Source organism: Haloarchaeobius baliensis (assembly GCF_052060055.1).
Taxonomy (GTDB): domain Archaea; phylum Halobacteriota; class Halobacteria; order Halobacteriales; family Natrialbaceae; genus Haloarchaeobius; species Haloarchaeobius baliensis.
Map to the genome: position 1 here is coordinate 879,226 of NZ_JBPPFR010000001.1, position 24,401 is coordinate 903,626.

The 24,401-nt window shown below is 67.6% G+C and carries 25 protein-coding genes and 1 tRNA gene; 13 read left to right on the forward strand and 13 right to left on the reverse strand.

The features are described from left to right. The first annotated feature begins 66 nt into the window (after positions 1-66). The 5 genes from ACSG06_RS04505 to speB all read left to right on the forward strand — a co-directional run bounded on the left by ACSG06_RS04505 (position 67) and on the right by speB (position 4,535). Positions 67-423: an Hsp20/alpha crystallin family protein gene (locus ACSG06_RS04505; protein WP_440989073.1), complete on the forward strand. Its 357-nt coding sequence runs from the start codon at positions 67-69 to the stop codon at positions 421-423. 6 nt (positions 424-429) lie between these two features. After that, complete coding sequence (locus ACSG06_RS04510) at positions 430-2,103, forward strand: ABC1 kinase family protein (RefSeq protein ID WP_440989074.1); 1,674 nt, start codon at positions 430-432, stop codon at positions 2,101-2,103. A 51-nt stretch (positions 2,104-2,154) separates the two neighbouring features. Further along, positions 2,155-3,222, forward strand: coding sequence for an aminotransferase class I/II-fold pyridoxal phosphate-dependent enzyme (locus ACSG06_RS04515; RefSeq protein WP_440989075.1), 1,068 nt, complete (start codon positions 2,155-2,157; stop codon positions 3,220-3,222). Between the two features lie 117 nt (positions 3,223-3,339). Then, the gene (locus ACSG06_RS04520) at positions 3,340-3,717 is read left to right on the forward strand and encodes a translation initiation factor IF-5A (protein WP_440989076.1); all 378 of its coding nucleotides are present in this window, start codon (positions 3,340-3,342) and stop codon (positions 3,715-3,717) included. Between the two features lie 5 nt (positions 3,718-3,722). After that, a complete protein-coding gene (gene speB, locus ACSG06_RS04525) occupies positions 3,723-4,535 on the forward strand; it encodes an agmatinase (RefSeq protein WP_440989077.1) in 813 nt (270 codons plus the stop codon). Between the two features lie 388 nt (positions 4,536-4,923). On the opposite strand, the gene ACSG06_RS04530 is transcribed toward speB, so the two are convergent. Beyond that, the gene (locus tag ACSG06_RS04530) at positions 4,924-5,298 is read right to left on the reverse strand and encodes a 30S ribosomal protein S8e (RefSeq protein ID WP_440989078.1); all 375 of its coding nucleotides are present in this window, start codon (positions 5,296-5,298) and stop codon (positions 4,924-4,926) included. A 92-nt stretch (positions 5,299-5,390) separates the two neighbouring features. On the opposite strand from ACSG06_RS04530, the gene ACSG06_RS04535 reads away from it, so the two are divergent. Continuing rightward, the gene (locus ACSG06_RS04535; protein ID WP_440989079.1) at positions 5,391-5,855 is read left to right on the forward strand and encodes a DUF2240 family protein; all 465 of its coding nucleotides are present in this window, start codon (positions 5,391-5,393) and stop codon (positions 5,853-5,855) included. 1 nt (position 5,856) lies between these two features. Continuing rightward, positions 5,857-6,261 carry a DUF7993 family protein gene (locus tag ACSG06_RS04540; RefSeq protein WP_440989080.1) on the forward strand — a complete coding sequence of 135 codons (405 nt, stop codon included), beginning with the start codon at positions 5,857-5,859 and terminating at the stop codon, positions 6,259-6,261. Between the two features lies 1 nt (position 6,262). On the opposite strand, the gene ACSG06_RS04545 is transcribed toward ACSG06_RS04540, so the two are convergent. Then, positions 6,263-7,480, reverse strand: a complete 1,218-nt coding sequence (locus tag ACSG06_RS04545; RefSeq protein ID WP_440989081.1) for a cation:proton antiporter — start codon at positions 7,478-7,480, stop codon at positions 6,263-6,265. Between the two features lies 1 nt (position 7,481). Beyond that, positions 7,482-7,961: a cation:proton antiporter regulatory subunit gene (locus ACSG06_RS04550; RefSeq protein ID WP_440989082.1), complete on the reverse strand. Its 480-nt coding sequence runs from the start codon at positions 7,959-7,961 to the stop codon at positions 7,482-7,484. A 130-nt stretch (positions 7,962-8,091) separates the two neighbouring features. Here ACSG06_RS04550 and ACSG06_RS04555 point away from each other — a divergent pair, with 130 nt between their 5' ends. Then, positions 8,092-8,451 (forward strand): DUF5830 family protein, encoded by a 360-nt coding sequence (locus ACSG06_RS04555; RefSeq protein ID WP_440989083.1) that lies wholly within the window; start codon positions 8,092-8,094, stop codon positions 8,449-8,451. 10 nt (positions 8,452-8,461) lie between these two features. Here the strand turns inward: ACSG06_RS04555 and ACSG06_RS04560 are convergent, their stop codons facing one another. Beyond that, complete coding sequence (locus ACSG06_RS04560; RefSeq protein ID WP_440989084.1) at positions 8,462-9,910, reverse strand: DUF7115 domain-containing protein; 1,449 nt, start codon at positions 9,908-9,910, stop codon at positions 8,462-8,464. 133 nt (positions 9,911-10,043) lie between these two features. On the opposite strand from ACSG06_RS04560, the gene ACSG06_RS04565 reads away from it, so the two are divergent. Further along, positions 10,044-10,200: transfer RNA gene (locus ACSG06_RS04565), tRNA-Met, on the forward strand. A 277-nt stretch (positions 10,201-10,477) separates the two neighbouring features. Here ACSG06_RS04565 and ACSG06_RS04570 read toward each other — a convergent pair. Beyond that, the gene (locus ACSG06_RS04570) at positions 10,478-11,272 is read right to left on the reverse strand and encodes a hypothetical protein (RefSeq protein ID WP_440989085.1); all 795 of its coding nucleotides are present in this window, start codon (positions 11,270-11,272) and stop codon (positions 10,478-10,480) included. A gap of 172 nt (positions 11,273-11,444) precedes the next feature. On the opposite strand from ACSG06_RS04570, the gene ACSG06_RS04575 reads away from it, so the two are divergent. Next, positions 11,445-11,981, forward strand: a complete 537-nt coding sequence (locus tag ACSG06_RS04575; protein ID WP_440989086.1) for a hypothetical protein — start codon at positions 11,445-11,447, stop codon at positions 11,979-11,981. A 1-nt stretch (position 11,982) separates the two neighbouring features. Here the strand turns inward: ACSG06_RS04575 and phoU are convergent, their stop codons facing one another. From phoU to ACSG06_RS04600, 5 genes are all read right to left on the reverse strand, one after another. Next, complete coding sequence (phoU, locus tag ACSG06_RS04580) at positions 11,983-12,654, reverse strand: phosphate signaling complex protein PhoU (RefSeq protein ID WP_440989087.1); 672 nt, start codon at positions 12,652-12,654, stop codon at positions 11,983-11,985. A gap of 42 nt (positions 12,655-12,696) precedes the next feature. After that, on the reverse strand, positions 12,697-13,566 hold the full coding sequence (gene pstB, locus ACSG06_RS04585) for a phosphate ABC transporter ATP-binding protein PstB (RefSeq protein ID WP_440989088.1): 870 nt from the start codon (positions 13,564-13,566) through the stop codon (positions 12,697-12,699). 18 nt (positions 13,567-13,584) lie between these two features. Then, positions 13,585-15,243, reverse strand: a complete 1,659-nt coding sequence (gene pstA / locus ACSG06_RS04590; RefSeq protein ID WP_440989089.1) for a phosphate ABC transporter permease PstA — start codon at positions 15,241-15,243, stop codon at positions 13,585-13,587. 1 nt (position 15,244) lies between these two features. Beyond that, on the reverse strand, positions 15,245-16,204 hold the full coding sequence (gene pstC, locus ACSG06_RS04595; protein ID WP_440989090.1) for a phosphate ABC transporter permease subunit PstC: 960 nt from the start codon (positions 16,202-16,204) through the stop codon (positions 15,245-15,247). Between the two features lie 62 nt (positions 16,205-16,266). Beyond that, positions 16,267-17,262 (reverse strand): PstS family phosphate ABC transporter substrate-binding protein, encoded by a 996-nt coding sequence (locus tag ACSG06_RS04600; RefSeq protein ID WP_440989091.1) that lies wholly within the window; start codon positions 17,260-17,262, stop codon positions 16,267-16,269. A 328-nt stretch (positions 17,263-17,590) separates the two neighbouring features. On the opposite strand from ACSG06_RS04600, the gene ACSG06_RS04605 reads away from it, so the two are divergent. Together ACSG06_RS04605 and ACSG06_RS04610 are read left to right on the forward strand one after the other, a co-directional pair. Next, positions 17,591-18,586: a PhoU domain-containing protein gene (locus ACSG06_RS04605; protein ID WP_440989092.1), complete on the forward strand. Its 996-nt coding sequence runs from the start codon at positions 17,591-17,593 to the stop codon at positions 18,584-18,586. Between the two features lie 590 nt (positions 18,587-19,176). Then, on the forward strand, positions 19,177-19,851 hold the full coding sequence (locus tag ACSG06_RS04610; protein WP_440989093.1) for a TVP38/TMEM64 family protein: 675 nt from the start codon (positions 19,177-19,179) through the stop codon (positions 19,849-19,851). A 4-nt stretch (positions 19,852-19,855) separates the two neighbouring features. Here ACSG06_RS04610 and ACSG06_RS04615 read toward each other — a convergent pair whose 3' ends face one another. From ACSG06_RS04615 to ACSG06_RS04625, 3 genes are all read right to left on the reverse strand, one after another. After that, positions 19,856-20,407 carry a response regulator gene (locus ACSG06_RS04615; RefSeq protein WP_440989094.1) on the reverse strand — a complete coding sequence of 184 codons (552 nt, stop codon included), beginning with the start codon at positions 20,405-20,407 and terminating at the stop codon, positions 19,856-19,858. A gap of 96 nt (positions 20,408-20,503) precedes the next feature. Further along, entirely contained in the window at positions 20,504-20,635 is a 132-nt protein-coding gene (locus ACSG06_RS04620) for an HVO_2523 family zinc finger protein (protein WP_440989095.1), read from the reverse strand. 45 nt (positions 20,636-20,680) lie between these two features. After that, on the reverse strand, positions 20,681-23,797 hold the full coding sequence (locus ACSG06_RS04625) for an adenosylcobalamin-dependent ribonucleoside-diphosphate reductase (protein ID WP_440989096.1): 3,117 nt from the start codon (positions 23,795-23,797) through the stop codon (positions 20,681-20,683). 361 nt (positions 23,798-24,158) lie between these two features. On the opposite strand from ACSG06_RS04625, the gene ACSG06_RS04630 reads away from it, so the two are divergent. Further along, positions 24,159-24,398: a hypothetical protein gene (locus ACSG06_RS04630; protein WP_440989097.1), complete on the forward strand. Its 240-nt coding sequence runs from the start codon at positions 24,159-24,161 to the stop codon at positions 24,396-24,398. Positions 24,399-24,401: the final 3 nt, after the last annotated feature.

Sequence of the window (24,401 nt, forward strand, 5' to 3'; positions counted from 1 at the left end):
AGGGAGTTGACACGCGTCGGTTCCGTCTCCGCGGCCTTTTTCGTCCCCGACTCCCAAGTGAAGTGCATGTCAGCGCTGCGTGACGCGTTGCGGGACCTGCCCGACGCCGTGTTCGCCGACTTCCTCGAGTCCGAGGAGGCCTACCTCCTCGTCGTCGACCTGCCGGGCGTGTCCTCCGAGACGCTCGACATCGTCGTGAGCGACGGCCGGGTGCGTCTCGAAGCGCGCCGCGAGAAGGACGTGCCGGCCGAGTTCCGCTACGAGCGCGAGGACCGTTCGATGTTCCTCGACGCCGAGTTACCCCTCCCGCCGGACGCGACCGCCGAAGGCGCCGAGGCCTCGGTCGACCGTGGCGTCCTCGAGCTCCGCCTCCCGAAGCGCCGCGCGGAGGAGACCCGCATCGAGATCAGCGACGACGAGTAAGCCGGGGTGGTCACGCTGGTCAACCTTCGTGCGTACTGGCGCTTCTTCGTCGTGGCGAGACAGTTCCTCCCGCTGCTGTTCGCCTACGCTCGCGACCGTCGCCGGTACCTGCTGTTCGGCGGCCGCCGGCAGGTCGACCGCGAGACGCAGGTCCGGCGCGCCGAGCACCTGCTCTCGTCGCTGCTCACGCTCGGCCCGACGTTCATCAAGCTCGGCCAGCTGCTCTCGACCAGGCCCGACGTGCTTCCGAAGGCGTACATCGACGTGCTCTCTTCGCTGCAGGACGACGTGCCGCCAGCGGACTGGGCGGACGCACGGGTCGTCCTCGAGGAGGAGCTCGGGCCCGTCGCGGAGACGTTCGACGAGTTCGACACCGACCCCATCAGCGGTGCGAGCCTCGGGCAGGTGTACCGCGCGACGGTCCGCGGCCAGGACGTCGCGGTGAAGGTGCGCCGACCCGGCGTCGAGTCGCTCGTCGAGGCCGACCTCCGGGTCATCAAGTGGTCGCTCCCCATCCTGATGCGCTTCGTCGGCGAGGCGCGAGCGTTCTCGCTGGAGAACCTCGCCGACGAGTTCGCGAAGACCATCCGCGAGGAGATGGACTACGAGCGCGAGGCGCGGATGCTCACCGAGATACGGGCGAACTTCGCGGAGTTCGACGGCGTCCGCATCCCGGCGGTCCTCGACGACTACTCCGACGCACGGGTGCTCACCATGGAGTACGTCGGCGGGACGAAGATTAACGACGTCGAGCGCCTCGACGAGCTCGGCATCGACCGCAGCCGGGTCGCCCAGACCCTCCAGGAGACGTACCTCCAGATGATCATCGAGGACGGCGTGTTCCACGCCGACCCCCACCCGGGCAACCTCGCGGTCACCGACGACGGCACCATCGTCTTCTACGACTTCGGGATGTCCGGTCGCGTGGACGAGTACATCCAGGACCGCATCGTCGAGTTCTACATCGCCGTCGCGAACCAGGACATCGACGGCATCCTCGACTCGCTCATCGCCATCGGCACGCTCTCGCCGGAGGCCGACCGCGACGTGATGGGCGACGTGATGGAGCTCGCCATCGCGGACGCCCGCGGCGACGACATCGAGCAGTACCGCGTGAACCAGATCGTCAGCCAGATCGAGGACTCCATCTACGAGTTCCCGTTCCGGCTGCCCGAGAACCTCGCGCTCGTGCTCCGCGTCGCGACCGTCGTCGAGGGGGTCTGTGTCACGCTGGACGAGGACTTCGACTTCATCAGCACGGCGACGGAGTACCTCACCGAGCAGGGCTACCGCGAGGAGTCCATCAAGCAGTACGTCGAGGAGACGGGCGAGCAGGCCTGGGAGTCCGCCCAGTCGATGCTCCGCGTGCCACCGAAGCTGGAGAACACGCTCGACCGCGCCCAGCGCGGCAACCTCACGTTGCAGGTCGAGCTGAACGACCAGAAGGGCGTCATCGACCGGCTCGCAAAGCGCATCGTCTACGGGCTGGTGTTCTCCTTCTCCATCCTCGCGACGGCGTACCTCTACCAGGGTGCCTCGCTGTACGCCGCGGGGGTCTCCGGTGCCGTCGGCGTCGTCGGTGGTATCCTGCTCTGGCTCTCCTTCCGCGAGAAGAAGGGCATCCGCGCCCAGCCGCAGTTCACCAGGCAGAACATGCGGAAGCGGCGGGGCGAGGACTGACACTGGACCCGGTGCCGGTACACGTTTCTCGTCGCCGCACACAGTTCGAGTATGGACATCGCCGAGTTCGGACTGGAGCGGTGGTTCGGCAAGTACGAACACGGAGCGGACATCATGCTCGCGGAGTCGGGCATCCGCCCCCTCGACTCCTCGCGCTTCGACACCGACCCGGGCGAGCTGAACTACGTCATCCCGACCGACGGGGACCCCGAGTTCCGCGCCGAGGTCGGCGAGCGCTACGACCGCGGGGCCGACGAGGTGTGTTTCACCTGTGGCACACAGGAGGCGAACCTGCTCGTCTTCCTCTCGCTGCTCGACGCCGGCGACCACGCGGTCGTCGTGACGCCGACGTACCAGGCGCTGCAGGCGGTGCCGGAGTCCATCTGCGACGTGACGACGGTCGACCTGCAGGAGCCCGCGTGGACGCTCGACGTCGACGCCGTCGCCGACGCGATGCGCCCGGAGACGAAGCTGGTCGTGCTGAACAACCCGAACAACCCGACCGGCCGGTACCACGACGAGGCCGTCGTCGGCGAGCTGTACGACGTGGCCGCCGCACACGACGCCTACCTGCTCTGCGACGAGGTGTACCGGCTGCTCGACGACGAGCCGCTCCCGCCGGTCGCGAGCATGGGCGACCACGGCATCTCGACGACGAGCCTGACGAAGGCCTACGGGCTGGCCGGACTGCGCTTCGGCTGGATAGCGGGGCCGGAGACGGTCGTGCAGGACGCGGTGCGCTGGAAGGACTACACGACCATCTCGCCGCCCATCTTCGGCCAGCACGTCGCTCGACAGGCCCTCGGCGAGCAGGAGGACGACATCCTGCGCGAGAACCGCGAGCTGGCGGCCACGAACCGGGCCATCGTCCGCGAGTTCGTCCACGAGCACGGGCTGGACTGGTACGACCCCGTCGGCGTCAACGGCTTCGTCACGGTGCCATCGGGGTTCGACGACGGCCGCGAGTTCTGCGTCCGGGTCGTCGAGGAGGAGAGCGTCGTCCTCGCACCCGGCGACCTGTTCGGCTTCCCCGAGTACTGGCGGCTCGGCTTCGGGCTCCCGACCGACGAGCTGGAGGAGGGCCTGGCCCGCGTCTCGCGAATCATCGAGGGCGCCTGAGCCGCCCTCGCGTCGGGCTGACCGACGCGTCGTCGTGGGGCGTGTCGCTACGCCCACAGAGCACCTCGTTGGCGCCGTTCCAAACGGTTTATACACACGCGGGCAGAATCCCGCCACATGGCTAAAGAGCAGAAGGAAGTGCGTGACCTTCAGGAGGGCAGCTACGTGATGATCGACGACGTCGCCTGCAAGATCAACGGCTACTCCACGGCGAAGCCGGGCAAGCACGGCAGCGCGAAGGCCCGCGTCGAGGCCGTCGGCGTCTTCGACGGCAAGAAGCGCTCCATGTCCCAGCCCGTCGACGCGAAGTGCTGGGTCCCCATCATCGAGCGGAAGGGCGGCCAGGTCGTCTCCGTCGAGTCCGACACCGTCGCACAGGTCATGGACCTCGACACCTACGAGACGTTCTCGATGTCCATCCCGGCGGACCTCGAACTCGAGCCCGACGACGAGATCGAGTACCTCGAACTCGACGACCAGCGAAAGATCGTCTGAGGCCGATGTTCCCCGGAGCCATCGCCGACCGCGACGACGCAGCCTACGTGGTCGTCGGGGCTCCACTCGACGTCTCGACGACCTTCCAGCCGGGCACGCGGTTCGGACCGGACCGCATCCGGCGCTTTGCCGAGACCTTCGACGACTACGACCACCACACGGACAGCCATTTCTCCGACCTCGGCGTCGCCGACCACGGCGACGTGCGCGCCTGGGACGACGCCGCGGAGTACCTCGACTACCTCGAAGGCGTCTGCACGGACGTGGTGTGGGACGACGCCACGCCGCTGGTCCTCGGCGGCGAGCACACCGTCACGCTGGCGAACGTCCGCGCCACCGACCCCGACGTCTTCGTCTGCCTCGACGCCCACCTCGACCTGCGGGCGGAGTACGACGGCAACGAGCTCAGCCACGCGACCGTCACCCGGCACGTGCTGGAGGTGGCGGACGAGGCGGTGATCCTCGGCGCGAGAACGGGAAGCGAAGCCGAGTGGGAGCGAGCGAGCCAGGACGACGTGACCGTCGTGCCGCCGGACGAGGTGGCCGACTGGACGCCCGAGTTCGGCGACCGGGACGTCTACTGCTCGGTCGACATCGACGGCGCGGACCCCGGGTTCGCACCGGGGACCGGGACCATGGAACCCTTCGGGCTGACGCCCCGCGAGATGCGGGACGTCGTTCGGGCTGTCGGTGCGACCGGGGACGTGGTGGGGTTCGACGTGGTCGAGGTCAACGACCGCGACGACGGGCAGGCTGCTTCGCTGGGTGGGAAGCTGCTGCGAGAGTTCGTGTTCGCGGATGCTGCTGGTTCTGGGTAGGTTCTGACTGTTGGTTTCCTGCGAGTTGCCTTCGGCTTAGTCATTGGACCTGCTGGTGACGACAACAGCCAGAAAGCCCCGACGTTCTCGACTCGGAGGACTCGCTGCGCTCCTCGTGCCTGCGGTGCTTGCTTCGTCCGCCGTCGTCGACAACGTCGCCCCTTTCAGTCCCGCCCGACCGCGACCGCACCGCACCTCACGCCTCCCCAGCCGATTCGCTCGGTCGCAGGCTCCCTCGCTCATCCCTCGCGCGAGCGTCGGCTCACTGCCTCACTTCGTTCGGCACGCTCGCCAGCCGCGCGCCACCTGGAAAATCTGGAAACCGAAGCAAACCGAAAGCACACCTGTCGCTACGCGAGTTCCGAGAGAGACGGGAAGAGAGAGCCGCTTATTCGTCGACGGCGACGGCGTTGACCTGGCCGGTCTGGCCGGGACGTGAGGTGACGCGGGCGGTGCCGGCGTCGGTCTCGATGAGCGCGCCCTTCGTGATGATGTTCCGGCGTACGTAGTTCGGGTTGGCGTCGTTCTCGACGACGTCCTCGATGGTGGCCTCGACGGTCTCGCCGCCCTTGTTCACGTTGGCGACGTCGGTCGCGAGGGCGCGGGTCTTCGTCGTGTTGCCGCGCGTGTCGACGGTGCGGAATCGCGGCTCGCCGACCTGGGTCTCCGTGGGGAGACGGCCGAGCTGGTGCTTCTTTCGGTTGCGGATCGGGCGCAGTCGCCCACCGGTGCGCTTGCGGGTGGAGCGTCCCTGGTCTTGCATACCCGGCAAGAGTCCCAGGAGCTACTTGAATCGCTCGACTTGGCACGGGCCGAATCGGAGGGTTTAGGCCGTCCTCGGCCGACCGGCGAGACATGAGTCTCCGCGTCGCCGTGGCCGCGCCGTTCCGCCAGCGCGGCAAGGACGAGCTCGCCGAGAACGAGTTCGTGGTCGCGCTGTCGCTCGACCGCGACTGGTTCTCGCCGGATCAGGCGAAGCGGCTGGTCGACGTGGCGACGGGCGAGGGGCTGCTGGAGCGCGACGACAGCGGGCTGCGCCCGACGTTCGACCCGTCGTCGGTGTCGGTGCCGGAGGGGTTCGTCCCCGGCGAGGACGTCCTGCGCTCGCGCTCGGCGTTCGAGCAGGTGCTCGACGACCTCGTCGCGGACGGCCACGAGAAGCACGAGGCGGTGGGCGAGATCAACCAGCTGCAGGGCGAGCTCGACGTGACCATCGAGGCCGCCGCGGTCGTGTACGCCCGCCGGAACGGACTGGACGTGAGCGACGTACGCGAGAAGGCCGTCGCCGAGCTGGCGAGCGACGACGAGGAGGGGACGTAGGATGGTCGAGGACCGGGTCACCGACGGCGTCCGCATCGCCCAGCTGCTCTCCTCCGAGCTGGACGGCCGCGAGGACGGCACCTTCGCCCGGTTCGCCGTCGTCGACGCCGACCGAGACGTGGCGCCGACGGTCGACGGCGCGCTCGCCTATCGGGTGACCTGTGACGGCGAGGCCGTCGCCGAGGTGTTCGTCCAGCCGGACCGCACGCGGGTCGAACTCCGGACGGGTCTCGACGCCGCGGTCGAGCGGGCCGAGGCACTGGCGACGGCGGCCGACGGCACCGTCGACCTCCGTGTCCGCCCGAAGGCGGTCGAGCCGCCCCGCGTCGTACTGTTCGTCGAGTCCGGCGCGGCGGTCAAGCGGGCAGCGGACGTACTGGTGGCGGCGGTCGAAGCCGAGTCCTGAGTCAGGCGCCCTCGACCGACTCGTCCGTCTCCGCGGGTTGCTCCTCGAAGTACCGTTCGAACCGTGGCGCCGACTTCATCAGCACGGTCCCGAGAACGCTCATCGCGAGCACGTAGCCGACGGCGAACGCGGGGATGACGTCGGCGAGCGCGCCGGTGCCGACCTCCAGTGCGAGCGCGGCGAGCACCAGCGAGAACTCCCCGCGGGCGACGAGCGCGATGCCGGCCCGGCGGGCACGTCGTTCGCTCAGCCCGTACCGGAGTCCGCTCCAGTAGCCGCTGACGAGCTTGCTCGCCGAGGTGACGACGACGGCGACGGCGAGCAGCGTGAGCGCCGTGCCGGAGAGCGCGCCGAGGTCGGTCTGGAAGCCGATGGCGAGGAAGAAGATGGCCGCGAACAGGTCGCGGGCGGGCGAGAGCAGCTTCTCGACGCGGTGGACGGCGTCCGTCGCGCTGACGGCCGTCCCGACGAAGAACGCGGCGACCGCCTCGCTGACGCCGAGCTGGAGCGCCAGCCCGCCGACGAGCGCGACCACGCCCAGCGTCGTCAGCACGAACAGCTCGTCGGAGTCGACAGCGAGGGCGCGCTGGATGACGGGTGTCCCCACCCTCGCGACGACGACGAGCACCGCGATGAACCCGAGCGCAATTGCGACCGCGGAGAGCGCCGCGCCGCCACCACCGCCGAGGACGAGCGCGGAGAGCACCGCGAGGTAGACCGCGATGACGAGGTCCTCGACGACGAGCGTGCCCAGGACGACCTCCGCCTCGGGGTCGGCGACCCAGCCGAGGTCGATGAGCGACTTCGTGACGATGGCGCTCGAGGAGATGTAGACGATCCCGGTGACGAACGCGACCTCGACCGGCGTGAACCCGAACGCGAGCCCGATGGCGACGCCGACGGCAGCGTTGACGACGAGGTCGATGCCGCCGATGACCGCCAGTCTCTCGCGGTTCGCGAGCAGCTGGTCGATGCTGAACTCCACGCCGATGAAGAAGAGCAGGAGGACGACCCCGAGCTCGGCGAGCAGGTCGACGAACTCGTGCCGCTGCAGCACCGCGAAGGAGACTCCGGCGACCTCCGGGGCGTTCGGCCCGACGACCAGTCCGATGACGATGTACGCCGGGATGACCGACTGGCCCAGGCGGTACGCGAGCGTCCCGGCAACGGCGAGTACGGTGATCGCGAGCCCGGCTTCCAGCAGGAGTCCCGAGGCCATCCTACTGGTCGACGAACTCCTGCAGTGCCTGCTGTTCCTCCCGGGTACCGAGCACCACGAGGATGTCGCCTGCCGTGATGGTCTCGCCCGGGTCCGGGTTCGGGAGCGTCTCGTCGCCGCGCTGGATGGCGATGACGGAGACACCGGTCTGGTTCCGCACGTCACAGCCGGAGAGCGTCTGCCCGACGATGGTGGCGTCCTCGCCGATCTCGACCCACTCCAGGATGGCCTCGCCGAGGGGCACCTGCGTGCGGTCCAGCTCGATGGGCTGGAAGTACGCGCCGCTCAGGATGGCCCCGAGCTGGCGGGCGGTCTCGCCGTCCACGTCGGCGATGCGCTGGCTGTCGGCGTCGGGGCTCGGTCGGTGGAACAGCTCGCGACGCCCATCGTGGTGCATCAGCACGACCAGTCGGGCACCTCCGCCGACCTCGAGTTCGAACTTCCGGCCGACGCCGGGGACGTCGGTCTCGTAGACGGTCATGTCCGACCCGATGGCCGCCTGTGACTTAAAGAGCGATGGCAACCAGCTGTGGCGATTCCGACCGGGAGTCCGGCCGCTCCTCGGCGGACGCTCACAAGCCTTAATCACACCACCGTCCCACATCAGGACGATGGCAGACGAGCGCGTCGAACTCGGCGTGGAGCTCCTCTCGAAGCTGGAGGACGACGAGCTCGCACTCGCCGAGGCGATGGACCGCATCGAGACGGTGACCCGGGACCCCGCCACCGTCCGCGAGATCCTCGATACGGCGGTGATGCGCGGGGTCATCGAACGCGAGGACGGCGTCGTACAGACCACCGGCAGCAGTGGCTTCGTCAGCCAGACCGCGGACGTGGTCCGCCGGGAGGGCGACTACGAGTGCCGTCGCTGTGGGGCGTCGATCTCGACGGGGCACTTCGTCCAGCTGGAGGCGGGCGAGCTCGGCCCGTTCGGGCCGGAGTGCGTGCGGAAGGTCACCGGGCGGGACTGAGTCGACGGCGCTACCGACCGCGGCTGAGCTCGTCGACGAGCTGGTGGAGGAGGTCCTGCTGGCGCTGGAGCAGCTCGTTCTGGTGGTCGACCTTCGACTCGAGCGTCTCGATGCGTTCGAGCAGTTCCTCGTCGCCGGCGGAGGTCGCTGGCTGGAAGCCGGCCTCTGCGAACTTCGAGTCCGAGAGCGGCTCGTCGTCCTCGTCGTCGGTGTCCTCGCCCCCGGTGTCGTCCTCGACGGCCTCCTCGACCGTCGACGCGACCTCGTTCGGGGTCGCCTCGGCGGTGTCGGTTGCTGACTCCGAGGCGGTTGGTGGCTCCGTGGCGGCCGACGACTCTGTGGGAGCCGACGACCCCGTCGCTGTAGGTGCGGACTCCTGCTGGACGGCGTCCGTCACGCCCTCGGGGTCTGCCGGCTCCCCCTGCGGGTCCTGCTGGGGTTCCGGTTGCCGATCCTCGGGCTGCTGCGTCTCGGGCTGCTGCGTCTCGGCCGGCTCCGAGCGCGGCTGTGTCTGGTTCGCCTGCGACCGGCCTGCGGCGGACCGGCCGGTGGCGGGCTGGTCCGTACTCGGCTGGCTTGCCTCGCCACCCTGGCCACCTGCGCCCGACTCCGCAGCGGGCTGCTCGGCGGCCTGGGGCTGGGGGTCCGCGCTGGCGGCCGTTCCCTGGTCGGTGTCCAGCGGGTCGCCCTGTGGCGGTGCCGGGTCGGGTGCTGTGGCCTCTCCACCGTCGTCCGGCTGGACGGTGTTGCCGGCGTCGAGTGGGTCCACACCCTCGCCGAAGTCGACGGCCGCTGGCTCGTCGGCCTCGTCTGCCTCCTCGGGTGCGACGGCCTCGTTCAGCGCGTCCAGCGAGGACACGCCGTAGTACGAGAACAGCGAGCGCTGGAGGTACTCCTTCACCTCGGCGGCGCGGTCGTTCGAGACCTTCATCCGTTCGGGCCGACCGTCGACGGTCAGTACGAGCTGGGTGGCGACGCTGCCGTCCTCGAAGTCGAGGCCGGTCACGTCCGCGAAGTGGTACTCCTCGTAGTCCTCGTCCCAGACGGCGCTCCCGACGTGTTTGACGAGCCGCGCGGAGGTGATGACGAGCGTCAGCTCGTCGAGGCGGAACGTGCGTGTCACCTTCTCGTCGGGGTCCGTCACGCCGCTCGCGTTCAACACACCGGCGAGTACGGGGTGGACCACGTCGTCGGTGGCGTTGGAGGGGACGGTGAACTCCTCGGTTCCATCGAGGGAGTAGTCGAGGCTGATGCGGGTCTTGCGGCGACCCTCCTTGACGGTCATCCGCTGTGCGTCGTGGGGGTACTCGTCGACGGACTCGTCGCTGAGGAACCCCTCTGACTGGTAGATGAGTGTTCGGGTCGGCGTCACGTAGAGGGCGTTCTCGCCCCCGAGCGAGACTTCGGCGGCGATATCTTCGCCCTCCAGCGCCGATTCCACGATGCCCGGGACGTCCATGCTCACTGCTTTACCACCCCACGGTATAAATCCGTGGGGCTGTCTAACCGCAGGCCGGGAGCCATGCGACCGCAGGACAGCCCGGGGAACAGTTGAGAAGGCTTAAGTCGTCCACCCGGTAACGAGGGAGTGAGGCCGGGTGGCTTAGCTGGACATAGCGCCGCACTCATAGGGTTTCAGAGATTCGGTGCGGTACCAGAGCCTTGGAAGGCTTACGCGTGACCTCGGGGCCCGCCGAGCCTCGAACCTGGGTCATGCGGAGATCGCGGGTTCGGAGCCCGCCCCGGCCATTCTCAAGTCGTCACGAGCCGACAGGCGAGTGGCGACGCCGTAGATGGCCGGGTGCGGGCGGAGAACCCGCTCGCGGCTCCCGCGAACGTAGCGAGTGGGAGGTCGATGCACGACGAACGGAGTGAGGAGTGCATCGGAAGTTCGGAGCCCGCCCCGGCCACTTCTGACGTGGAGGAACGAACGCCAGCGAGTGACGAGTCCGGCCATTCCCACGTCGTCACGAGCCGAGCGGCTCTGCTGACGGTGGCGCGGAAGCGGGGAAACAGCGAGTGTCGGCTACTCCGTCGGGTCGACGAGCTGTGAGCCGTCCTGTGCGACGAGGCCCTTGTCGATGGCGGCGTCGATGACGGCGCGACACTCCTCGATGTTCACGTCGTACGCGCCGACGGCGACGTCCTCGATCTCGCCCCGCTCGATGGGGAAGTCGCGGTTCTGGAGCAGTCGCACGACCTTGTTGTACGTCTGGGGCGAGGGGTCGACCGTGCGTTGCTGGCCGCCGGTGGCGTTCGACGGCGACTCGTCGGCGGACCCGGCAGCGCCGGTGCCTGCGGTGCTGCGGTCCACCGCGTCGCCGAGGGGGCGACCGTCCTCCGTGGTCTTGGCGTCGCCGGGCTGGTCGGCGTTCGCGTCGGGCTCCTCGAAGCTGACGGCGTCCTCGGGTGTCGAGAAGACGGAGTCGGTGCCGGTGGTCTCGGTGGGGTTCCCGAACACGGACGTCTGGTCGTCCCCGTCGTCACCGGGTTTCCGGAACGTGATCTCGTCCGCGCCGTCGACGGCCTGCCCCACCGTGGGCTCGTCGGCCGTCTCGGCGTCGTCTATCGGGGGTGACGGCGAGTCGTCCTCGGGTGATGCGAGCGCCGTGGGGTCGGTGAAGCCTGCGGCGGTCGTCCCCGTCTCCTCGTCCGTGGCGTCGGTCGTGTCGGGCTCGTCGGCTTCGGCCTTCGAGTCGTACTCCAGCTCGAGTCGGACCGACGTGATCTGGGAGAACTCGACGGGAGCAGCCTCCAGCATCGCCCGGAGGTTCTCGTAGGCGTCCTCGGGGTCGTCCACCTCGATTGTCAACGAACTCACAGAACACCACCCGTCAACGCTGTGCACCATCCACGGCCGCATGTCAGGTCCGTCATCGGCGTAAATCACGACATCCCCCTATCTAAAACTTAGGCTATCCAGCTGATACTCCTCGTTTCTTGCCGTTTCACCGTGGGAAAAAATAATATGGTTCGGCTACGTGGGAGTACCCATGAGCCAGAACGAACGTGGGACCGCTGGTGGGGCGTCGGTCCAGCTCACATCCGAGCGCGTGCTTGCGGCGTTCGACGGGCACGCACCGGAGACGACGGCGTCGCTCGCCGAAGAGCTGAACGCCGCGGGCGAGCGCGTCGACGAGACGTGTCGGACGCTCTGTGAACGGGACGCGCTCGCCCGGCGCGAGCTGGACTGTGGGCACGGCACCGTGACCGCCTGGTACCGGCCGGCCGAGGCCGGGGCAGACCTCGAGGAGCGAGCCGAACAGGCACTCGCGGAGCTGTCGGTCCCGGGCACGAGCGAGATGATGCGCGACTGGCGACGCGACGCCGTCCGTGCGGCGTTCGAGTTCGTCGTCGAGGAGGGGCCGGTCGTCGAATCGGAGTTCGTCGAGTACGTGTTCCCGACACAGAACGCGGGCTACGACGACCCGGCAGCCTGGTGGGAGATGGTGGCTCCGCGGCTGGCCGAGGTTCCGGGCGTCTCGCCGCCGGCCGAGGGCGAGGTGTGGACCAGCGACGTGAGTTGCTGAGTCAGTAGATCAGTTCGTCGTCGTTCTCCACCATGTACAGCGTCCGCGCGGCGATGTTCACCGCGTGGTCGCCGATGCGCTCGAGGTCGCGCACCGTGAGCAGCAGCCGCGAGACGTCCTCGAGCACGGTCTCGACCTCGGTGCCGTCGTCGAGCTCGCTCTCGATGAGGTCGCGGACGACGGTCTGGCTCGCGTGCTCGCACATCGCATCGAGCTCGTCGTCGCTCTCGTTGATGTCGAAGCAGGCGTCGGTGTCCTGTGCCGCGTAGGCCTCCATCGCCCGCTCGACCATCGAGACGGTCTGGTCGCCGATCGCCTGCACGTCGACCTCGGGGTAGACGTCGTGGCGGGCGTCGAGCGTGTACTCGCCGAGGTTCGTCGCGAGGTCGCCGACCCGTTCGAGGTCGGTGATGATCTTGAACGAGGCCGCGATGAAGCGGAGGTCGCCGGCGACGGGCTGCTGGAGGGCGAGCAGGTCGACACACTGCTGTTCGATGTCGAGGTAGAGCGAGTTGATCTCGCTGTCGCCGTCGATGACCTCCCACGCGGCGTCCTCGTCCTTGTTCTCGAGGGCGGTGAGCGCGGTCCGCAGTCGGTCGACCACGACCTCGCTCATGTAGAGGACGTCCTCTTCGAGACTAGCCAGTTTCTCCTGGTAGTTCTGTCGTGCCATTGGTGAATCAGAGCGTGGTGGGGGTGGTGTGCGTTGCGTTGCTCATCCGAACTTGCCGGTGATGTAGTCCTCGACGCGTTCGTTGTCGGGGTTCTCGAAGATCTTCTTCGTGTCGTCGAACTCGACGAGCTCCCCACCGGTGAGGAAGACGGCGGTCTTGTCGGAGATGCGCGCCGCCTGCTGCATGTTGTGGGTGACGATGATGACGGTGTAGTCCTCGGCGAGCTCGTCGATGAGGTCCTCGATCTTCGAGGTGGCGACGGGGTCGAGCGCGCTCGCGGGCTCGTCCATCAGGACGACCTCCGGGTCGGGTGCGATGGCCCGTGCGATGCAGAGCCGCTGCTGCTGACCGCCGGAGAGGTCGAGGCCGGACTCGTGGAGCTGGTCCTTGACCTCGTCCCAGAGCGCGGCGCGCTTCAGTGACTCCTCGACGATTGCGTCGTGGTCGCCGCTGATGTTCTGGATGTTCAGCCCGTAGGCGACGTTGTCGTAGATGCTCTTCGGGAACGGGTTCGGCTTCTGGAACACCATGCCGACACGGCGGCGCAGCGCCACCGGGTCGACGTCGTCGTCGTAGACGTTCTTCTCGCCGAGGTAGAGCTCGCCCTCGACGCGTGCGGCGTCGATCATGTCGTTCATCCGATTGATGCACCGGAGGAACGTCGACTTCCCACAGCCCGACGGGCCGATCATCGCGGTGACCTTGTTCTCGGGCACCTGCATCGAGATGTCCCGGAGCGCCTGGTCCTGGTTGTACCAGACGTTGACGTTCCGGGCCTCGACGATGGTCCGCTCGTGGGTCGTCCGCGAGCCCTGACTGCCCTCTTCGAGCCCGGACGTCACGTCGGTCTCGAGGAGCATGTCGTCGTCCGTCGGGTCCTCGGTCGCCGATTCCACGTTGTCGTTACTCATGTTCTCTTGGCTCATTGGTCACGTTTCTCGCTGATACCTGTTGCGCAAGACGATGGCGATGGAGTTCATCGCCAGCAGGACGGTGACGAGGACGACGACACCGGCCGGCACGGCCTTCTGGTAGAAGTCCGCCGTCGCGAAGTAGCTCGCCCAGCTGTACACCTGCAGCGGCATCGCGCTCACCGCGGAGTCGAACGAGTTGGGGAACGAGTAGAGTACGTTCGGTGCGCCGATCATGATGAGCGGTGCCGTCTCGCCGATGGCGCGGCCGAGCGCGAGGATGGTCCCGGTCAGGATGCCGGGGAACGCCCGGGGCAGGACGACGTTCTTCATCGTCTGCCAGCGCGTCGCGCCCATCCCGTAGGACGCCTGGCGCATCTCGTCGGGCACCGACCGGATGGCCTCCCGGGCGGAGATGATGACGATGGGGAGGATGAGCAGCGCGAGCGTCGCGCCGCCAACGAGGATGGTGCCAGCCGGCTGGCCGAGCCGGGTCACGAACAGGCCGAGTCCGAGCAGGCCGTAGACGACCGACGGCACGCCCGCCAGGTTCGAGATGTTCACGTCGATGAACCGGGTGTAACGGTTGTCGGGGGCGTACTCCTCCAGGTACAGCGCCGCGCCGACGCCGATGGGGAACGAGAGCGCGGCGACGGTCACCATCAGGAGGATGGAGCCCGCGATGGCCGGGTAGAGGCCGGCGTCGGCCGCGGTGCCGCTGTGGGAGCTGGTCAGGAACTGCCAGTCGACCCAGGACTGCGGACCGGCGTAGCCGACGGTGTCGACGACGAACTCGCCGAGCAGCGCGCCACCGACGACGACCGCCGGCAGGGCCAGTCCGACGCGTTCGTCGGGACGCGTCGTGAATGCGCCGCCGACGAACGCCGCTGTCGGGACGACGGCGACCGACGCGAGGATGACCGACGGCACCGAGCCGACGCCGAACGCGGCCGGGCCGACGAACGCCGACGCGGCGATCGCGACCAGGGCGACCACGCCCATCGACAGGCCGGTGCGCCGGTCACTGATGCTCGACGCATAGAGCGCGACGGGCGTCGCCGCGAACACGCCGATGGTCAGCATCAACAGCACCCAGTCGAGCGGGACGACCGGCGAGGACTGGACGACGGCGGCGAGACTCGGGACGACCTGGGGGAGGCCGGCGACGTCGCCGATGATGCCCGGGAAGCCGAACAGGGAGCCGTAGAATGCGAGGCCCGATACCACGAACCGGGTCATGAACGGGATCCGGTGACTCCGCTGCTGGAGGGCGACTGTCACCGCCACCGGGACGGCGAAGGCGAGCACGTAGGCGAACCAGACGAGCGCGGGCAGCACCTCGACGAAGATGATGGCCACGCCGCCGCTGAACAGCAGGCTCACGACGAGCAACCCGACGGTCGTCGCGCCGAGTTTGAGCGCGCCGACGTCAGCCGTGGCGAGGTAGCCCGCCGTCACGAGCGTCGGCAGGACGAACGTGAGCAGGAACGTGAGGTGCCAGCCGGCGTCGGCGGTGAGCGGCTGGATGGCGTCGTTGGCGACGTACACCAGCAGTATCGACAGGATGACGAGGCCGAACAGGGTCGACGCCAGCAGCAGGTACCGGAAGATGGTCCCGACCGTACGGCTGACCTGTCCGAACCCGTCGGCGTAGCTTCTGCGTTCTTCCGTCGCCATCTCAGTACTCCTCCCTGTACCGCTGTGCGATCCATTCGCTGATGACGTTCATGACGAGTGTGATGACGAAGAGGGTGAGCCCGATGGCGAACAGGCTCCGGTAGGCGAGCCCGCCGCCGGTGATGTCCCCGGTGAGCAGGTTGACCATCGTCGCGGTCATCGGCGAGCCGCCGTCGAGATACGCGGCGGGGTTGAACGGGTTGTGGAACTTCGCCTGGGCGCCCGCGGCGACGGTGACGGCCATCGTCTCGCCGATGGCCCGCGAGAGCGCGAGGATGAACGAGGAGAGGATGCCCGAGAGCGCCGCCGGCACGACGATGCCGGTCGACACCTCGAACTTCGTCGCGCCCATCCCGTAGCCGGCCTGCCGGAGATCGTCGGGCACCGCCGACATCGCGTCCTCGCTGATGGACGCGACCATCGGGATGATCATGATGCCGACGACGATGCTCGCCGACAGCAGGTTGAACGTGCCGATGCTGGGGAACACCACTCGCAGCGCGGGCGTGATGTAGATGAGTGCGAAGAAGCCGTAGACGACGGTCGGGATGCCCGCGAGGATCTCGAGTGCGGGCTTCAGGACCGACCGGATCTGCGGGTCGGCGTACTCGCTGAGGTAGATGGCCGTCGCGACGCCGAGCGGGAGCGCGATGATGGCCGAGCCGAGCGTCACCATGATGGTCGAGGTGACGAGCGCCAGGACGCCGAACTTGCCTTCGCCGATTATCCACTCTGTACCGGTGAGGAACTCGACGACCGACGCGGTCTCCCCCTCGATGCCCACCAGCGGCGCGGTGATGGTGAAGAACTTGGCCGCCTCCGTCACGAGCAGCACGATGATGGCTACCGTCGTGAAGATGGAGAGAACGGCACAGAGGAAGAAGAAGGAGCGTGTCAGCAGCTCCGGGGGCGCGTTTGCCGTGTTCCGTGTGAGGTCTTCTGTGAGGTCGTCCGTGCTCATTGGCTGTCGTTCGTGTTTCCGCTAGTAGTGAAAAAGCGCTTCGTTCGGCCGTCAGCGCCGTCTCAGCTGGAGTTCGCTTCCTCGATGGCGGACTCGAGGGCGTCCATCTGCTCCGACTGCTGGTCGTCGTCGAGGGGCACGTAGCCGACCTCGTCGGCGACGATCTCCTGGCTGGTCGAGTTCTCGATCCAGTAGCGGGCGAACTCGGCGATGTGCTCCTCCGCGAGGGCGGACTTCTTCGGGTAGGTGAACAGCGGCCGGGAGAGGGGCGCGTACTCGCCGGACTTCGCGGTCTCCAGCGAGGGCTCGACCGGGCCATCCCCGTTGTCGATGGCGAGGGCCTTCACGCGGTCGGTGTTCTCGCTGTAGTAGGCGTAGCCCATGTAGCCGATGGCGTACTCGGAGCCCTCGACACCCTGGATGATGGTGCGGTCCTGCTCGGTCGCGGAGTAGTCCTGGCGGTGGGTCACCTCGCTGTCGCCGGCGTGGAGGATGGCCTCGATGAAGTAGTCGTACGTCCCCGAGGCGTCCGAGGGGCCGTACAGTTCGAGCGGCTCGTCGGGCCACTCCGAGTTCACGTCGGCCCACGTCTCGGGCTGCTCGTCACCGGACCAGAGGGTCCCGAGCTCCTCGACGGTAATCGAGTCGACCCAGTCAGCGTCGTTGTTGACGATGACGGTGAGCGCGTCGGTCGCGACCGTCAGCTCCACGGGCTCGACACCGTTCTCTGCGCAGGCGCTCTCCTCGTCGGGCTGGATGGGGCGCGACGCGTTGTTGAAGTCGGTGCGGCCGGGGCAGAAGTGGTTCGCGAAGCCGCCACCGGAGCCGGTGGACTGGAGGTTGAACTCGACACCGTCGTGGTCGTTCTTGAACCGCTCAGACATCGCCGTCGAGAGCGGGAAGACGGTCGAGGACCCCGCGATGTCGATGGTGCCGGAGAGGCCGTCGCCGCCGCCGTCGGAACTCTGGTTCTCGGTACACCCGGCCAGTGCGAGTGCTCCGACCGTACTCGTTGTGGCTGCCACGAATTCACGTCGGCTGAAGCGGTCGTCTGCCATTACCGGAGACAGGGCGACATCCGAATAAATACCCTGCTATGATAAATATATAGATATACATACCGTAATTGAGTGCTGTGTACTCACATGGGCGAAGAACGGTCGGGATACCGCCACACGTGACGGGGGCACACCGGAAATCGGACACGCTGCCGATGCTGGCGGTGCAGTGGGCGTAACCGGGCCCGAACCGGTGGTCTGCTCCGGACCGCTATTTCGCCGAAATACGGCTACAGTCACGCAATAGTATTCCGTTACTGGTGTCGCCGTCGTAGCGGAATATATAGGAACAGGCAGATTTATTTTGTACCCCACCGGACGACCCCACATGGAGACCCGCAAGGTCCAGGTCACTGGTGGTTCGACGTTCACCGTCTCGCTACCGAAGTCGTGGGCGACGGACAACGGTGTCTCGGCCGGGACGACGGTCGAGTTCTACCCCGAGGACGACTCGCTGCTGCTGACACCCCAGAGCGAGGTCCAGCGGACGAAGGGCCACCTCGACGTGTCCGACCTCGACGGCGACCGACTCACGCGCGCGGTGATGACGATGTACGTCTCCGGCTTCGACATCATCTCGCTGGAGGCAAACCGCATCACCACCGACCAGCGCCGGGCCATCCGCGAGGCCACCCAGAGCCTCGTCGGCGTCGAGGTGCTGGAGGAGACCGGCGACAAGGTCGTCATCCAGGACCTGCTCGACTCCTCCGAACTCAGCATCCACAACGCCGTCACCCGGATGCGCCTCATCGCCGAGTCGATGCTGCACGACGCCGTCGTCGCGCTCGTCGAGGACGACGACGACATGGCCCGCGACGTGCGCGAGCGCGACGACGACGTCGACCGCCTCTGGTTCGTCGTCTCCCGCATCTTCCGCGCCACCCTGCGCTCGCCACGTGCCGCCGAGGAGCTCGGCCTCCCGCGCGAGACCTGCTTCGACTACCACTCCAGCGCCCGTCAGCTCGAACGCATCGGCGACCACGCCGCCAAGATCGCCTCCCACGCGCTCAACATGGAGGAGATCGACGGCGAGCTCGGCGAGGCCCTCCTCGAACTCCACGACGACTCCGCCGAGGTCCTCGAACACGCGATGGACGCCCTCTTCGCCGACGAGAGCGACGAGGCAACCCGTCTCGCCAACACCGCCCGCGAGAGCATCCTCGACATCGACGAGCACACCCGGACCATCGACGAGCTCCTGCGCGAGCGCGACCCCCACACCGCCCAGTCCATCGGACTCGTCGTCGACTCACTGTCGCGCTCGGCCGACTACGCCGGCAACATCGCCGAGACCGCACTCCAGAAGGCCGCGCCGCGTCCCTGAGATACCGACCACCTGCGTTCTTCGCCCCGCTGCTTCTGCGACGTAACTTGACTTCCCACGTGGCGCGCGACTGGCGAGACTGCGCGACCGCAAGGGAGCGCGTCGAGCCATTCGTGCGAGGGACGAGGAGCGCAGCGCCAGCGAGCACCACAGGAGGCTGGGGAGGAGTGAGGTGCGATGCGGTCGCGGCCGGGTGGGGCTGAAAGGGGCGGCCGTCTCGACGAACCTCGACGAAGCAAGCACTGCAACGGAGTGAAGCGCGCAGCGAGTCGCGGGAGTCGAGACGGCCGGGGCTTTCTGGCTGTTCGCGGTTCCAGAGAGTATCACGATTGACGGGGCTTTCTGGCTGTTCGCGGTTCCAGAGAGTATCACGATTGACGGGGCTTTCTGGCTGTTCGCGGTTCCAGAGAGTATCACGATTGCCGGGGCTTTCTGGCTGTTCGCGGTTCCAGAGAGTATCACGATTGCCGGGGCTTTCTGGCTGTTCGCGTTCCCGTTTCGAGCAGTGAATCCTGCAGTCCCGGTTCTACGGAATCCAACGACTGATAGGACCGAAACAGGGTAGGCCGTCGAACGCAGACGGGCACACGATGCGAGTCGAGTTCGGTCGGCGGGCGCTGGCGGGCGCGGTCGTCGCCTGCGTCGTGATCGCGAGCCTGCTCACGTCGCCGGATGCGGCGATGGGGTACGTCGCGACGATAGCGAACGATCCGGTCGCGTTCGCCGGCGTCCTCGTCGCCCTCTACGCCGTCCGCCCGTTCCTCGCGTGGCCGGCGACGCTGCTGGCGGTCGTGGTGGGCTACGGCTACGGCGTCGCCCTTGGGGTGCCGGTCGCGCTCGTGGCCGTGGTCGGCACGTCGCTCGTCCCGTTCTACGCGACGCGGTGGTTCGACGGCGGGACGCTGGCGCCGACCGACACAGACGACGACGCGGACGGCCGCCTCCGGAGGCACATCGAGCGCTACTTCGGCGCGACGGGCGACGTGCGTGGGGTGACCGCCGCACGACTGGTTCCCATCCCGGCGGACATCGTCTCCTGTACGGCGGCGGTCAGCGGCGTCTCGACGTCGGCGTTCGTCGCGGGGACGCTGCTCGGCGAGCTCCCGTGGACGATCGCGGCGGTCGTCGTCGGCAGTTCGGCGAAGGAGCTGTCGACGGGCGGGCTGGGTTCGGTGGGGCTGCCGCTCGGGGTGGTGACCGTCGCCGCGGCGCTGGCACTGCTGGCCGGCCCGGCGTACCGGAGCTACGCGCAGTCCGCCGAGTAGGTGGTCAGTCCTCCGCGTAGAGGTTCTCGAAGCGCTCCTCGGCGGCAGCGGTCTCCGCGGCGAGCTCGTCGCCGACCTCTCTGAGCCGGCTCTCGAGCTGCTGGTACGCACCGGTCTCGGCCAGCTCCTCGGCGTCGAGCTCGTCCTCCAGCGTCGCCAGCTTGTTCGCGACCTCCTCGTGCTCCCGTCGCGTGTCGTCGAAGCGGTTCTTGACACGCAACGATTCGACCAGCCGGACGAGCTGCGAGCGGGAGACGGGCTTGGTGAGGTAGTCGTGGACGTCCAGCTCCAGCAGGTCGAGCCCGGGGTCGACCGCGGTGACCATCACGACCCAGCCGTCGTAGCCGTCGGCGCGCAGGCGTTCGAGCACCTCGTCGCCGGTCAGGTCGGGCATCCGCCGGTCGAGCAGGACGATGTCGACCGAGTCGTCGACCGTCTCCAGTGCCGCCTCGCCGCCGTAGACGGCCACGGCGCGGTACTCCTCGGCCAGCCATGTCGCGTAGAGGTCGGCGAGTCGTTCCTCGTCGTCGACTACGAGTATCGTCGGTCGTGGCATGGGTCGTCAGGGCTACTGCTATGATGACAATCTGCCAACAAACGTAGTGCTTTCGGCCAGTCACCATGCCGGTGCGTGCCCCGGCCGATCGGGGGCTCAGAACGTGAACGGGTCAGAACAGTCGACGACGACGCCGTGCTGCGGACAGACGTACTTGCAGTGGCGCTTGAACAGGTGCTCCTCGCACATCGGGCAGCGCCGGTCGGTGCGGGCGTCGTCGGCCGTCACGCCCGGAGATAGGATGGACCGGATGCTAAAACTGTCGTCCGGAGCCTAGCACTCCGACCAGCCACAGGACTCGCACGTCTTGCAGCCCTCGGAGTAGTACAGCGTCATCGACCCGCAGTCGGGACACTCGGGGCTCTCCCCGGCGTCGATGAGCGACTGCGTATCGTCGTCCGCGCCGCTGGTGTCCTGTGCGACCGCACCGCCGTCGGTCTCGCGGGACTCGGCGGCGGCCTCGCGTTCGGCCTTCTCGGCGGCGGTCTCGTCGAGCGTCGCCTGCTGCGGGTAGTGCGCGCGCTCGATGTCGCCGTCGAGGTAGCGCCGCATCGCGGTGCCGATGGCGTCCGGGATGGACTGGATCTGCTCGCCCTTGTCCCAGGCGACCTTCGGGCTGCGGATGCCCTCCAGTTCGTTGGCGATCTCCTCGGGGTCGACGCCCGACCGGAGCGCCGTCGAGATGGTCTTCGCCAGCGCCTCGGTGAAGGAGGCGGTGAAGCCACCCGAGTTGCCGATGTTGGCGAACAGCTCGAACGGTCGACCCTGCTCGTCCTCGTTGATGTTGACGTAGAGCTTGCCGTAGCCGGTGTCGATGCGCTGGGTCACGCCGTGGAGTACGTCCGGACGTGCGCGCTTGTCGGCGTAGGCCACGCCCTCGTCGGCGGCTTCGAGCAGTCCGGCGACCTCGCGGTCGAGCGCGGCCTGCACGTCGTCGTTGTCGAGGAAGCCCTCGATGCCGCCGAAGATCTCCTCGATCTGGGCGACGAGCTGCTCGGCGGCCTCGTCCTCGTCGGCGAAGTCGGCGTTGTCCGCACGCGTCGTCAGCACCTGCTTCGAGCGGGTGCCGTCGCGGTAGACCGTGACGCCCTTGCCACCGTTGCGGTAGATGTAGCGGTACACCTCGTCCATGTCCTCGATGGACGCGTCGTTCGGGAAGTTGCAGGTCTTCGAGATGGCGGAGTCGACGCCCTCCTGGCAGGCGCACTGCACGGCGGCGTGCTCCTTGCCGGAGAGGTCCTGCGTGGTGACGAACAGCTCCGTGATGGCGTTCGGCACCGCGTCGAGGCCCTCGACGCCGTCGAACTCGTTGTTGGCCATCTGCTCCTCGGCCTCGGCCATGACCGCGTCGACGTCGATGTCGTTGGCCTCGAGCACGCGGAGGAAGTAGTCGTCGAACTCGACGAGCATCTCGTCGCCCTGCACGTCGTCGGAGACGTTCTTGTAGTAGGCGACGTTGTAGATGGGCTCACAGCCACCCGTCGTGTTGCCGACCATCGAGGTCGTGCCGGTCGGCGCGATGGTCGTCGTGTTGTGGTTCCGGATGGAGAAACCGCCCTCCCAGTCGTCGGCGTCGAGGCCGGTGTGGTGCTCGAACCAGTCGGCGTACTCCGTGGGGTTCGCGTACTTGGAGTCGCCCCAGTCGTCGAAGGAGCCGCGCTCCTCTGCGAGCTCGTGGGACGCCCACTTCGAGCCGTGGTTGATGTGGCGCATGAGCTGGCGGGCGACCTCGTTGCCGGGCTCGGAGCCGTACTCGATGCCGAGCTGGACGTAGAGCTGGGCCAGTCCCATCACGCCGAGGCCGATCTTGCGCATCGCGCGGACCTTCTCCTCGATCTTCTTCACGGGGAAGTCCGACATCGTGACGACGTTCTCGAGGAACCGGGTCCCCATCTCGATGCGGCGGTCGAACTCCGCGACGTCGATGGCCTCCTCGAGGAAGGCGTCGACGGCCGCCTCCATGTCCTCGTACTCGTCGGCGTGCTGTTCGGACCAGACGCGCCAGTCCGGCGCGTCGAGGTCGGCCAGCGTGGAGAGGTTGATGTGGCCGAGGTTGCAGGCCTCGTACTCCTCGAGGGGCTGCTCGCCGCAGGGGTTGGTCGCGAGGATGCGGTGGTCCGGGTGCTCCTCCACGTCGAAGGAGTGCATCTTGTTCACGCGCTCTAAGTAGATGACGCCGGGCTCGCCGTTCTCGTGGGCGCCCTCGACGATGTCCTCCCAGATGACCTCGGCGGGCATCGAGAGCACCTCGCCGACCTCGACGTACTCGCCGAGGCCGAACATCTCGTAGAGCTCCTTCGTCTGCGGCGTGGCGACGTGGGGCTCCTCGGTGCGCGGGTTGGTGAACGTGAACTCCTCGTCGTTCTCCAGGGCCGCCATGAAGTCGTCGGTGACGCCGACGGAGATGTTGAAGTTCGAGAGGTGGCCCTCGACGGCGTTCCGGAGGTGCTTCGGGACCTTCCCCTCGTCGTCGATGAGCTCGCGCGCCTCCTCCAGTGCGTCCGCGAAGGAGGTGTGCGTGTAGTCGTCGGGGTCGTTCAGCCGGAGGGTCTGGGCGAGCGAGACGTCCTTGTTCTTCGCGTGGATGAACTGGATGACGTCGGGGTGCGAGATGCGCATGACGCCCATCTGGGCGCCGCGTCGCGCGCCACCCTGCGCGATGGTCTCGCACATCTGGTCGAACGTCCGCATGAAGGTGATCGGGCCGGAGGCGATACCGCCGGTCGAACCGACCGCGTCACCGTAGGGGCGGAGGCGCCAGAACGCATAGCCCATGCCACCACCGGACTGGAACACCTGGGCGGCCTCCTTCGCGGTCTGGTGGATGTCGTCGATGTCGTCGTCGGGGGAGTCCACGAAGCAGGCCGAGAGCTGCTGGAGCTCGTCGCCCGCGTTCATGAGCGTCGGCGAGTTCGGCATGAAGTCCAGCTTCGACATCATCTCCTGGAACTCCGTGGAGACGTCCTCGACGTGCGTGCGGACGTCCGCCGGCAGCTCCGGGACGATGGTGTCGTAGGCGAACTTGTTGACGTTGTAGATGGTGAGCTCGGTCTCCGCGTCGTCCTCGGCAGTGACTCCCGTGCCGAAGACCTCGGCGGCCAGCTCGTCCCGCCGCGGGTGGTCCGGCTTGAGCTGGGCCGGCGTCACCGTGATGGTCTCGTCCTGCTTCTCGGCCTCGTAGACCGCCTCGGCGAGCGCGATGTTCTTCCCGACGCGCTCGAACAGGTCCTCCTGCTCCTCGATGAGCTCGCCGTCAGCGTCCTTCCGCAGGTAGCGCGCCGGCAGAATGTTCTGGTACGCGTTGGCGGTCAGGCGCTCCTCGAGGGTGTCGCCCTCGGTTCGCTTGACCGGTAGCTCGAGTTCGTCGGCGGACAGATCCGACCGACTCATTCGTGTCCCTCCCCACCGGCAGCAGCCCGCTGCCGACCGTTTCCGTGTGTCGCGTTTGATGTCGTTTGCATCGTTCGTAGACGAAGTTTCGTTACCGTTGCACCCATCATAAATGGACAGGTTACGGTTCGTTTGTCCTATTGAAAGCTCGGTTGTGTTCGGAGCGTGGCCACTGTGTCAGGATGCTCCGGTGGCCCGAGCCACGGCTGTCTGTGGCTAGACGAAGGTACGCGTCGGCGGGTCAATAACCCCTCGGATACCGAAGTGAAAGTGAAACGTGACCGAACTGACCAGGGGTGACGGTTACGGACCAACTAGTTTCGCCCGCATCCTTATGCCCCCGCGTCGTGTCGGTCGGGGTATGGTAGACCCGATGCTCCTGCTGCCGTTACAGTCGAACATCGAGCTCGCCGGAGCGGCGGTGCTCCTGATCCTCGCGCTCGCGGTCATCTTCAAGATCATCCGGGTGGCGTACAGCATCGCGGTGAAGGTGATCGTCATCGCCATCGCGGCGCTCATCATCCTCTACGCGCTCGCGCTCGTCGGCTTCAACCCGCTGGGCCTGCCGGCTGCTGTCGCACCTGTCGTCTTCGGTTTCTAACGC

Coding starts and splice junctions, on each gene's coding strand:
- pstC (WP_440989090.1), bottom strand. CDS start 16,204: ATGAGCACGGACGACCTCACAGAAGACCTCACACGGAACACGGCAAAC.
- ACSG06_RS04530 (WP_440989078.1), bottom strand. CDS start 5,298: ATGCAAGACCAGGGACGCTCCACCCGCAAGCGCACCGGTGGGCGACTG.
- ACSG06_RS04540 (WP_440989080.1), top strand. CDS start 5,857: ATGGTCGAGGACCGGGTCACCGACGGCGTCCGCATCGCCCAGCTGCTC.
- ACSG06_RS04520 (WP_440989076.1), top strand. CDS start 3,340: ATGGCTAAAGAGCAGAAGGAAGTGCGTGACCTTCAGGAGGGCAGCTAC.
- ACSG06_RS04505 (WP_440989073.1), top strand. CDS start 67: ATGTCAGCGCTGCGTGACGCGTTGCGGGACCTGCCCGACGCCGTGTTC.
- ACSG06_RS04605 (WP_440989092.1), top strand. CDS start 17,591: ATGGAGACCCGCAAGGTCCAGGTCACTGGTGGTTCGACGTTCACCGTC.
- ACSG06_RS04625 (WP_440989096.1), bottom strand. CDS start 23,797: ATGAGTCGGTCGGATCTGTCCGCCGACGAACTCGAGCTACCGGTCAAG.
- ACSG06_RS04515 (WP_440989075.1), top strand. CDS start 2,155: ATGGACATCGCCGAGTTCGGACTGGAGCGGTGGTTCGGCAAGTACGAA.
- ACSG06_RS04535 (WP_440989079.1), top strand. CDS start 5,391: ATGAGTCTCCGCGTCGCCGTGGCCGCGCCGTTCCGCCAGCGCGGCAAG.
- pstB (WP_440989088.1), bottom strand. CDS start 13,566: ATGAGTAACGACAACGTGGAATCGGCGACCGAGGACCCGACGGACGAC.
- ACSG06_RS04630 (WP_440989097.1), top strand. CDS start 24,159: ATGGTAGACCCGATGCTCCTGCTGCCGTTACAGTCGAACATCGAGCTC.
- ACSG06_RS04600 (WP_440989091.1), bottom strand. CDS start 17,262: ATGGCAGACGACCGCTTCAGCCGACGTGAATTCGTGGCAGCCACAACG.
- ACSG06_RS04545 (WP_440989081.1), bottom strand. CDS start 7,480: ATGGCCTCGGGACTCCTGCTGGAAGCCGGGCTCGCGATCACCGTACTC.
- ACSG06_RS04575 (WP_440989086.1), top strand. CDS start 11,445: ATGAGCCAGAACGAACGTGGGACCGCTGGTGGGGCGTCGGTCCAGCTC.
- ACSG06_RS04610 (WP_440989093.1), top strand. CDS start 19,177: ATGCGAGTCGAGTTCGGTCGGCGGGCGCTGGCGGGCGCGGTCGTCGCC.
- speB (WP_440989077.1), top strand. CDS start 3,723: ATGTTCCCCGGAGCCATCGCCGACCGCGACGACGCAGCCTACGTGGTC.
- pstA (WP_440989089.1), bottom strand. CDS start 15,243: ATGGCGACGGAAGAACGCAGAAGCTACGCCGACGGGTTCGGACAGGTC.
- ACSG06_RS04615 (WP_440989094.1), bottom strand. CDS start 20,407: ATGCCACGACCGACGATACTCGTAGTCGACGACGAGGAACGACTCGCC.
- phoU (WP_440989087.1), bottom strand. CDS start 12,654: ATGGCACGACAGAACTACCAGGAGAAACTGGCTAGTCTCGAAGAGGAC.
- ACSG06_RS04550 (WP_440989082.1), bottom strand. CDS start 7,961: ATGACCGTCTACGAGACCGACGTCCCCGGCGTCGGCCGGAAGTTCGAA.
- ACSG06_RS04555 (WP_440989083.1), top strand. CDS start 8,092: ATGGCAGACGAGCGCGTCGAACTCGGCGTGGAGCTCCTCTCGAAGCTG.
- ACSG06_RS04560 (WP_440989084.1), bottom strand. CDS start 9,910: ATGGACGTCCCGGGCATCGTGGAATCGGCGCTGGAGGGCGAAGATATC.